Genomic DNA, 9,017 nt, shown 5'->3' with positions numbered 1-9,017 from the left:
CGATGTCCTCACGAGCCTGCGACACATATGTGCTATATTTTTTGTATTTTTTTGATGTGCCGCCACACCCCCCAAGCTCCCCCCCAAAGGTGGGGCGGCGGCAGCGTCAGATGTGTAAAAGAGCCGGGAAAAAAACCCGCCGCCAGCGACCGGGCCGAGGGCCCCGGACAGCGATACAACCGCCGGCACCTTGCCGATGAAGCCGACCAGGAAGATCTTGGTGCCGATGAAAACCAGGACCAGGGCCAGCGCGTACTTCAGGTAGTGGAAGCGGTGGATCATCGCAGCCAGTGCAAAGTACAGCGCGCGCAGGCCCAGGATGGCGAAGATGTTGCTGGTGTAGACAATGAACGGATCGGTGGTAATGGCGAAGATCGCCGGCACCGAGTCCACCGCGAACAACAGGTCCACGAACTCGATCAACACCAGCGCCAGCAGCAACGGCGTGGCCCAGCGCACCTTCTTCGACGTGGCCGGATCCGTCTCCATCACCCAGAACGCGTTGCCGCGCAGCCCTTCGGTGACGCGCATGCGGCGCTTCAGGAACTTCAGGATCGGGTTGGACGCGATATCGGGCGTCTGGTCCGCAATCATCCACATCTTGATGCCGGTGAACACCAGGAAGGCGCCGAACAGGTACAGCAGCCAGCCAAAGTTGCTGACCAGCGCCGCGCCCAGGCCTATCATGATGGCGCGCAGCACGATCACGCCGAGGATGCCCCAGAACAGCACACGATGCTGGTACTGGCGCGGAATCGCGAAGAAACTGAAGATCAGCGCGATCACGAAGACGTTGTCCATCGACAGCGACTTCTCGATCATGAAGCCCGTGTAGTAGGCCATGCCGCTGGCGGAACCCATCTGCCACCAGACCCAAGCGCCAAACAGCAGCGCCGCGCTGATGTAGCCGGCGGACAGCAGCAGGCTCTCGCGCACGCCGATCTCGCGGTCTTCCTTGTGCAGCACGCCCAGGTCAAAGGCCAGCAAGGCGACCACGATGCCGATGAATAGCAGCCAGCTCCAGGCCGGTGTACCGAAGAAATCGGCGGAGAGTAAGGTGAGCAAGGTGTCCATGATGTTCCCGCTTGTGTTCGAAGGGGCCCATGATCCGGATCCCGGGCAAATGGAGAAATCAGCCTGAAAGTGAGTTAAGGTTCGAAAAAACCGAAGTGATTCCTGCCATGCTCAATTACCGACACCTGTATTACTTCTGGATGGTCGCCAAGGAAGGCGGGTTTTCCCGCGCCGCCGAAAGGCTGGACATGGCCATCCAGACCATCAGCGCGCAAGTGCGCGAACTGGAAAAAAACCTGGGCCACCAGTTGCTCAAACCGGCCGGGCGCGGCGTGGCGCTGACCGACGCGGGCGAAGCCGCCTTCGCCCGCGCCGAAGAAATCTTCCAGATCGGGCAGGTGCTGCCCCAGGAGGTCCGCGCGGCGGCCACCAAGCCCGTGATGCGCCTGTCGGTGGGCCTGTCCGACGGCATTTCGAAACTGGCCGCGCAAGCCCTGCTGGGTCCGGTGCTGCACACCCCGGACCTGCGCCTGACCTGCCACGAGGGCGAGGTTGAGGAACTGCTGGGCGAACTGGCCCAGCATCACCTGGACCTGGTGCTGGCCGGCCAGGGCGCGCCCGCCAACCCCAACCTGCGCCTCACCAGCGACCGCCTGGTGTCCTCGCCAGTGGACTGGTACGGCCCCGCCAAGCTGGTGCGCAAGGCCGACACGCAGGATTTCCCGCGCTGCCTGGAGCGCCTGCCGGTGCTGCTGCCCACCGGCCATTCGGTGCTGCGCCAGACGCTGGACCGCTGGTTCGGCGAACAAGGCATTTATCCCAATGTGGTGGGAGAATTCGAAGACAGCGCCCTGATGTCGGTGTTTGCGGCCCGCGGCCTGGGCGTGTTTCCGCTCAGCCGCCTGGGCGGCGGTGACATCGGCGTGCTGCGGGGCTTGCGCCCCCTGGCCCGCTGCGACGACGTGCACGAAGAAATCCACGCCATCCGCAACCGCCGCGGACAGCACCATCCATTGGTCCAGATCGTGCTCGCTAAGGCCAAGACTTCGGTTTTTTCTTAATGTTTGTCACAACCACGCTGGTTTTTCAGAAATAGAATCCGCCTTATCGTGGCCCCTCTTTAGAAACATCGGAGTACCACCTCAATGAAAAAGATCATCTGGCTCGCCTTCGCCGTGCTCGCCGCACTCTGGACCGGGCTGGTTGCGCTGACGCTGCAGCTGACCAACTGGGTCCTGTCGACCATCGCCACGACTCAGGTGCCCGGCACGGCGCTGGACACGTCGCAATGGGTGCCGCCCGCCTGGGCCGCGGCCTGGGTCGACCCCGCCTGGCTGCAGACGCTGCAAGGCGGCCTGGTGTGGGCCGCGCAGGGCCTGAACCAGATGCTGCCCTTCGCCGGCAGCCTCGGCACGCTGATCTCGGTGCTGGCCTGGATCTTCTGGGGCTTCATCATGGTGGGCCTGCTGGTGCTGGCGCTGATCCTCCACTGGCTGGCCGGCAAGCGCGAGCAGGCCGCGGCGCCCGGCCGCCAAGTGGTGTAATAGGGCAGGCAACGCGGCAACCCGGCGCGCTGCCTCCTTATAGGAGCGTGCCGTGCCCATCGTTCATTCCCCTGTCCCCAAGCTGTTCCTGGCGGCCCTGCTGGCCACGGCCGCCACGACAGCACAGGCCCATCCTGCGCGCGCCGCCTACGGCGTCGAGGTCTGCACGGTCACGGGGACTTCCGGGGAATACAGCGTGCGCGTGCGCAACACCGGCACCTCCCCCCTGGCCCGCGCCGAAATCAACGGGGTCAGCCTGGATTCCAAAGGGAACGCGGCCGGACCGCTCACGGTCAACCTGACCGACATCCCTCCCGGCAAATACAAGACCGCGGTGCTGGGCCGCCCCGGCAATGGCGCGGCGCTGGTCAGCATCGCCACCTATGTCAGCGCCAACGGCGCCGAAACGCATCAGCAGGATCTGTTTGCCGGCAAGGTCGCGCATGTCTCGCCAGGTTCCGCCTTGCAGTACACGCTGGCCCCCCTGGCCGTGCGCGGCTGGACCGTGGCCTACGGCACCAAGCAGGATCCGAAGCTGGAAACCGGCAGCGCGGTGCTGCTGATCTACCCGGTCAGCCTGGGCAAGAAGCGCGATGCGACGCGTCCGGACGCCGGACGCGCGCCTGCCGACGTGGTGCCGCTTGCGCCCTGCGGCGCGGCGAAGAAGTCCTGAACACGCTCAGGTGCCGCTGAGCAGGTCGCGCTCGTTCAGCAACGCATAGACGATCTCGGGTCGGTTGTCGAAGCCGCGGCGGATGGCGGCGGGGATCGCCGTGCGCGTCTTGCGGCACAAGCCGAGCTGGTCCTCCAGCTGGATCGCAATGCCGCGCGAAGTGCGCACCTCGTTTTCGCTGGGCGTGATGAGGATCACGATGCCCAATTGCGCCTGGATGCGTCCCTGCATGGCGCGCAGGTCCTCCAGGCTGGAGATGTTCTCCAGCCGCGCCACCAGGCGCTTCTCCTCTTCCTTGGTCAGCCGCAGCACGCGGATGTCCGCGGCCGGATCGGCCAGCAGCCGCTCCCGGTCGCACACGCATGCGCCCGGCGGACATTCTTGACGGATGGGAAACGGAAAATTCATGGCGGGCGGAGCGCGTCGCGGCGATCTTGCGTATCTTGGAATTCTACCCAGGATCCACCGCCCGACGCGGGGTGAGGGATCCTGGTTTCCCCGCAAGCCGCTGCGGCATAATGCCTCACCGAGTCGATGGCGCGGAGGGCGCCCCATGAGAGCATTCTTGTCCGTGGCGGCGCTAGCCGCGCTGTCAGCGCTAAGCCAGAACGCCGCCGCGCGCGATTACCCCTATTCGATCCGCCCCGGCCTGTCTGCCGTGGTAACGGTTTCCGAACTGCCTGAGCAGCGCCTGAGCGTACGCGTGGGCGACGGCACTGCGCAGGAAATCCCTCGCCTCGACGGCGACGAAGACATCGACCAGTTCCAGGACGTGGACGTGGACCATGATGGCTACCGGGACTTCGTCGTCGGCCAGACCGGCGGGAGCACACAGGCTATTTCGCGCATATTCCTGTACCGCCCGCAGGAAGGACGCTTTCTCGAAATGCCGCATCCCGATGCTGCGGCCAGTCCCTGCCGCGGCTTCGTCAACCCCGTGTTCGACGCAAGCAAACCTGTCTTTTCCGTGGCGTGCCGCTACAGCGCCGACACCTATGGCTTCGAGGAATACCGGGTATGTCCGGACGGCACGGCGCAGGCCATTTCCTGGACACGGCGCGAAGGCGAGTCCGAGCGGCGCATTCCGCACCCGGGGTCCCAGGCCGGAAAATGCGTCGCGCGGCCTGGCCCTTAGGCGCGCACACGCCGGGAAGCACCCGCCCCAACCCGTGCCGTCGCGCGCCAGCCGTGGCGCCGCAAGCATCGCGGCCGCTATAGTTGCGCTTCCGCCTTCCTGGCTCTACGTCCGAGGACATCCCCGCCGTGCTGATCTTCCACAACCCTGTCCATGACAAACATGCTGGCCGGCAGGAAATGTTCCGCGGCAAGCTGGTGCCCTGCCACGAGACCCCGGCGCGCCTGGAGTTCGTGCTGCAGGCGCTGCGCCAGCGCGGCATCGGAGAATTGCGCATGCCCTCGGCTGCGGACCTGGGCTTGGTCAAGCGCGTGCACACGCCCCGCTACGTGGATTTCCTGGCCAGCGCCTGGCACGATTGGGTTGCCCTGGACCCGGCCAACGCCGAACTGGACGTCCTACCCTCGATCTGGCCCGTGCGCGGCTTCCGCCACGATATAGAACCCACCAACTTCGCCGCGCGGGTCGGCCTGTTCTCGTTCGACAGCGGCTGCCCGCTGACCGCCGGCACCTGGGAAGCCGCCACTGCGGGCGCCGCCTGCGCCATCGACGCCGCGCGCGCCGTAGCCGCGGCGGGCGGCCCGCGCGCCGCCATGGCGCTCACGCGCCCGCCCGGCCACCATGCTGGTCCCGATTTCTTCGGCGGCTATTGCTTCCTGAACAATGCGGCGCTGGCCGCGCAGGCGCTACGCGAAGCCGGCGCCGAACGCGTCGCCATCGTGGACGTGGACTACCACCACGGCAACGGCACGCAAAGCATCTTCTACGAACGCGGCGACGTGCTGACCGTGTCGGTCCACGGCGACCCGACCACCGAGTACCCCTTCTACCTGGGCTACGCCGATGAGCGCGGCGCGGGCGCCGGCCTGGACGCCAACCTGAACCTGCCGCTGCCCGCCGGCACGGGCTTTGCCGCCTGGACCCAGGCGCTGGAACAGGGACTGGCCGCCGTGCGCGCCTTCAACGCGGACGCAGTCGTGATCGCCTTGGGCGTGGACACCTACGAAGGCGACCCCATCTCCAAGTTCCAGCTCAAGAGCGCCGACTATCTGCACGTGGGCCGCCTGCTGGCCGGCCTGGGCCTGCCGGCGGTGTTCACGATGGAAGGCGGCTATGCCGTGGCGGACGTGGGCATCAACGTCGCCAACGTGCTGGAAGGCTACGCCGGCTGAGCGGTCGCGCGCATCCGCTGCCACATCGATTCCACCGCGGGGCGCGAGTCGGCGCGGTCCTTGAACGCCAGGATCGACACCTCGATATCCCATAGGCGGCTGGCCAGCGGTGCAAGATCCGCCGACGCCAGCCGCTGCACCGCGCTATCCGCGAGCCAGGCGACGCCCAGTTCCTGGGCGGCCATGTCGCCCAGCACGTCCGACATCTCGGCCTCGAACATGCGCACGCCATGCAACGGCGCCGCGGCCCCTTCGATCGCCGCATCGATCAGGCGTCCGAAGTAGACGTTGGCCGAGTACATCAGCAAGGGAACCGGCCGGGCTGCCGTGCCGGGCAGGTCCAAGCCGGTGCGCTCGATCAGCGCCCGCGCCGCGTACGGCCGGATCAGCTCGCGACCGAGTATCAGGCAGTCGTAGCGCGCGGGATCCAGCGGCAAGGGCTGGGCCACCTGATGAAAGCAGATCAGGAAATCCGCCGCACCCGAGGTGAAGGCCGACACCGTGTCGTGCACATTGCCCGTCTGCAGGCTGCAGCTGAGCAACTTGCCCTCGCTCCAGGTCCGCCACCATTTCGGCAAATGCGCGGTCGCCAGCGCATAGGAAGTCGCCAGACGCAACTGGTTCTGCGCCGGCACGCCTGCGATACCGGCGCGCGCCTCAGCCAACTGGTTGATCAGTTCTATCGCCGCGCCACGGAAGCGTTCTCCCGCCTCGGTGAGCTGGGTGGGAAACGCCGTGCGGTCGATCAGGCGCGCGCCCGCCCAGTTCTCCAGGCTCTGGATGCGGCGGCTGAACGCGGCCTGCGACAGATTGCGCGCCTCGGCGGCGCGCGTGAAATTGCGCACCTCCGACAACGTGATGAAGTCCTGCAACCACCGGGTATCCATAGTGCTCCTTGCGTCATGCGTAATCCGCATCGGCCATGCGCGCGACGCATCGGCGCGCATGCTTAGTTCGCATTGGACGATGTCCGCGCCCTGCCCGACACTGCGGCCATCGGTTCCGCATTGGAGCCCACACGCCACGGAGTGTAAACATGGATGAAACCCTGCGCGCCGCTGCCCGCGAATATCTCGTACGCTACGGCGGCGATACCTTCCCCAATCTGTTCACGTCCGCCCGGGGCGCCATCGTGCGCGACGACACCGGGCGCGAGATCCTGGACTTCACCTCGGGCCAGATGTGCGCCACCATCGGCCACAACCATCCAGCCATCGTCGAGGCGGTACACAAGGCGGGCGAAACCGCCTTCCACTTTTTCAGCGGCATGATTCCGGAAGCTGTGGCCCAGCTGGCAGCCACCGTCGCACGCGACTGGATGCCCGCAGGCCTGAGCAAGTCGATCTTCGTCAACACCGGCTCGGAAAGCAACGAAATCGCCCTGCGCATGGCCAAGATGCACAAGAGCGGCTTCGAGATCCTGGCCATCGGCGGCTCCTGGCACGGCGTGACCAGCGGAGCCGGTTCGGTTTCCTATGCCAGCGACCGCAAGGGCTACGGCGTGCCGCCCGCCGGCGTGTTCGTCATGCCCGAACCCAACGCCTACCGTCCTTACATCGCCGGCATGGACGCCGAGCAATCCGCGCTGGCCTGCCTGGAGATTGGCCTGAAGATGTTCGACATGGCTTCCGCCGGCAGGCCGGCCGCCATCATCGTCGAGCCCGTCATCAGCGCGGGCGGCGTGCTGGTGCCGCCCAAGTCCTACATGCAGGCGCTGCGGCAGGCGGCCGACGCGCGCGGCATGCTGCTGATCTTCGATGAGGCACAGACCGCATTCGGCCGCATCGGCTACCGCAGCGGCTCCGAGTACTTCGGCGTCACGCCCGACATCATGAGCGTGTCCAAGACGCTGGGCGGCGGCCTGCCGCTGGCCGCCGCCGTCACCACGCCCGCCATCGAGCAGGACGTGCACGAGAAGGGCTTCACCTTCTACACCAGCCACGTATCGGACCCGTTGCCCGCCACGGTGGGCCTGGCCGTGCTGGATACCATCCAGCGCGAAGGCCTGATCGAACGCGCCCGAACCCAGGGGGACTACCTGCGTCGCGGTTTGCTGGAACTGCAGCAGCGCCATGAAGCCATCGGCGACGTGCGCGGGCTGGGCTTGCTGCTGGGCGTGGAGCTGGTGCGCGACCGCAATACCCGCGAACCCTATCACCAGCTCGGCGCGCTGACCACGCAGCGCTGCTTCGAACTGGGCCTGTCCATGAACATCCGCCGCCGTCCTGAACGCGGTTCGGTGTGGCGCATCGCGCCGCCGCTGACCGTAAGCAACGCCGAGATCGACCGCGCCATTGCGATCCTGGACCAGGCTCTGACGGAAAGCCTGGACAAGATCGCCAAGCCGTCCGCGCGCGCCGCCTGAAGCCCCTTTCCGCAACCATCCGGCGCCGGCCCGCCCGGCAGGAGAACGACATGCACCGACGCACATACGCCATCTGCGCCCTGGCGCTGGCCGCCGTATCCAGCCAGGCATTCGCCGGCCCCACGCTCGACACGGTACGCAAGCGGGGCTATCTGCAATGCGGCGTATCGACCGGCATACAAGGCTTTTCCGCGCCCGACAGCAAGGGGACCTGGCACGGCCTGGACGTGGACATGTGCCGCGCCATCGCGGCGACGGTGTTCAATGACGCGACGAAGTACCGCCTGACGCCGCTCACCACCCAGGCTCGCTTCACCGCGTTGCAGTCCGGCGAGGTCGACGTGTTGACCCGCAACGTGACGCCCACAATGGCGCGCGACACCACGCTCGGCCTGCTGAGCGTGGCGGTCAACTACTACGACAGCCAGGGCGTGATGGTGTCGGACAAGCTGGGCGTGAAGAAGCTGCGCGAACTGGACGGCGCCACGGTCTGCGTGCAGCCCGGCACCGTGACCGAACTCGATCTGGCCGACTGGTTCCGCTCGCAGTCATTGCGCTTCAAGCCGGTCGTCATCGAGAAATACGACGAGATCGTGCGCGCCTTTTCGGCCGGACGCTGCGACGCCTTCACCTCCGACAAGTCGCAACTGGCCGCTTCCCGCATGACGTTGGAAAACCCCGAGAGCTATGTGATCCTGGACGAGAACATTTCGAAGAGCCCCCTCGGCCCCATGGTGCGCCAGGGCGACGACAACTGGATCAACATCGTGCGCTGGTCGCTGAACGCGATGCTGGAGGCCGAGGAATTCGGCATCACTTCGTCCAACGTCGATGCGCAGCTCAAGGCCAACAGCCCCAACGTGCAGCGCATCCTGGGCGTGACACCCGGCATGGGGCGCAACATGGGCGTGGACGACAAATGGGCCTACAACATCGTCAAGCAAGTGGGCAATTACGGCGAAAGCTATGAGCGCAACCTGGGCATGAGCAGCCCGATGAAGCTGCCGCGCGCGTTGAACGCGCAATGGCGCGACGGCGGCCTGATGTACGGCTGGCCGGTGCGCTAGCCCCGCCATTGCGCAAGAAAAAGCCGCGCCCGCGGAAATTCCGCGGG

General features: G+C 66.3%; 10 protein-coding genes. 7 read left to right on the top strand and 3 right to left on the bottom strand.

Annotation, left to right across the window (positions count from 1 at the left end; all coding sequences use genetic code 11):
• A partial coding sequence (locus AC6LKD_RS31985; protein WP_498118490.1) for a TerC family protein occupies window positions 1–1,074 on the bottom strand: 1,074 nt, incomplete at its 3' end.
• Window positions 1,075–1,181: 107 nt separating this feature from the next.
• On the opposite strand from AC6LKD_RS31985, the gene AC6LKD_RS31980 reads away from it, so the two are divergent.
• The 3 genes from AC6LKD_RS31980 (at window position 1,182) to AC6LKD_RS31970 (ending at window position 3,231) form a co-directional block, all read left to right on the top strand.
• Entirely contained in the window at window positions 1,182–2,075 is an 894-nt protein-coding gene (locus AC6LKD_RS31980; protein WP_041656179.1) for a LysR family transcriptional regulator, read from the top strand.
• Between the two features lie 84 nt (window positions 2,076–2,159).
• Window positions 2,160–2,558: a hypothetical protein gene (locus AC6LKD_RS31975; RefSeq protein WP_013395955.1), complete on the top strand. Its 399-nt coding sequence runs from the start codon at window positions 2,160–2,162 to the stop codon at window positions 2,556–2,558.
• 52 nt (window positions 2,559–2,610) lie between these two features.
• Entirely contained in the window at window positions 2,611–3,231 is a 621-nt protein-coding gene (locus tag AC6LKD_RS31970; RefSeq protein WP_498118489.1) for a hypothetical protein, read from the top strand.
• Between the two features lie 6 nt (window positions 3,232–3,237).
• Here AC6LKD_RS31970 and AC6LKD_RS31965 read toward each other — a convergent pair whose 3' ends face one another.
• Window positions 3,238–3,639, bottom strand: a complete 402-nt coding sequence (locus AC6LKD_RS31965) for a hypothetical protein (RefSeq protein WP_492274429.1) — start codon at window positions 3,637–3,639, stop codon at window positions 3,238–3,240.
• Between the two features lie 145 nt (window positions 3,640–3,784).
• Between AC6LKD_RS31965 and AC6LKD_RS31960 the strand changes: the two genes are divergently transcribed.
• Both AC6LKD_RS31960 and AC6LKD_RS31955 read left to right on the top strand, forming a co-directional pair.
• Window positions 3,785–4,366, top strand: coding sequence for an XAC2610-related protein (locus AC6LKD_RS31960; protein WP_498118488.1), 582 nt, complete (start codon window positions 3,785–3,787; stop codon window positions 4,364–4,366).
• Window positions 4,367–4,494: 128 nt separating this feature from the next.
• Window positions 4,495–5,538, top strand: coding sequence for a histone deacetylase family protein (locus AC6LKD_RS31955; protein WP_498118487.1), 1,044 nt, complete (start codon window positions 4,495–4,497; stop codon window positions 5,536–5,538).
• On the opposite strand, the gene AC6LKD_RS31950 is transcribed toward AC6LKD_RS31955, so the two are convergent.
• The gene (locus tag AC6LKD_RS31950; RefSeq protein WP_498118486.1) at window positions 5,526–6,425 is read right to left on the bottom strand and encodes a LysR family transcriptional regulator; all 900 of its coding nucleotides are present in this window, start codon (window positions 6,423–6,425) and stop codon (window positions 5,526–5,528) included. The two genes, AC6LKD_RS31955 and AC6LKD_RS31950, sit on opposite strands and share 13 nt — an antisense overlap.
• Before the next feature lie 149 nt (window positions 6,426–6,574).
• Here AC6LKD_RS31950 and AC6LKD_RS31945 point away from each other — a divergent pair, with 149 nt between their 5' ends.
• Window positions 6,575–7,903, top strand: coding sequence for an aspartate aminotransferase family protein (locus AC6LKD_RS31945; protein WP_498118485.1), 1,329 nt, complete (start codon window positions 6,575–6,577; stop codon window positions 7,901–7,903).
• A gap of 50 nt (window positions 7,904–7,953) precedes the next feature.
• On the top strand, window positions 7,954–8,970 hold the full coding sequence (locus tag AC6LKD_RS31940; RefSeq protein WP_013395962.1) for an amino acid ABC transporter substrate-binding protein: 1,017 nt from the start codon (window positions 7,954–7,956) through the stop codon (window positions 8,968–8,970).
• The last annotated feature ends 47 nt before the right edge of the window (window positions 8,971–9,017 follow it).

Source organism: Achromobacter sp. D7-1, assembly GCF_059760445.1.
This window is presented reverse-complemented; position numbering and strand designations above follow the sequence as displayed.

Coding starts and splice junctions, on each gene's coding strand:
- AC6LKD_RS31980 (WP_041656179.1), top strand. CDS start 1,182: ATGCTCAATTACCGACACCTGTATTACTTCTGGATGGTCGCCAAGGAA.
- AC6LKD_RS31975 (WP_013395955.1), top strand. CDS start 2,160: ATGAAAAAGATCATCTGGCTCGCCTTCGCCGTGCTCGCCGCACTCTGG.
- AC6LKD_RS31965 (WP_492274429.1), bottom strand. CDS start 3,639: ATGAATTTTCCGTTTCCCATCCGTCAAGAATGTCCGCCGGGCGCATGC.
- AC6LKD_RS31960 (WP_498118488.1), top strand. CDS start 3,785: ATGAGAGCATTCTTGTCCGTGGCGGCGCTAGCCGCGCTGTCAGCGCTA.
- AC6LKD_RS31950 (WP_498118486.1), bottom strand. CDS start 6,425: ATGGATACCCGGTGGTTGCAGGACTTCATCACGTTGTCGGAGGTGCGC.
- AC6LKD_RS31945 (WP_498118485.1), top strand. CDS start 6,575: ATGGATGAAACCCTGCGCGCCGCTGCCCGCGAATATCTCGTACGCTAC.
- AC6LKD_RS31940 (WP_013395962.1), top strand. CDS start 7,954: ATGCACCGACGCACATACGCCATCTGCGCCCTGGCGCTGGCCGCCGTA.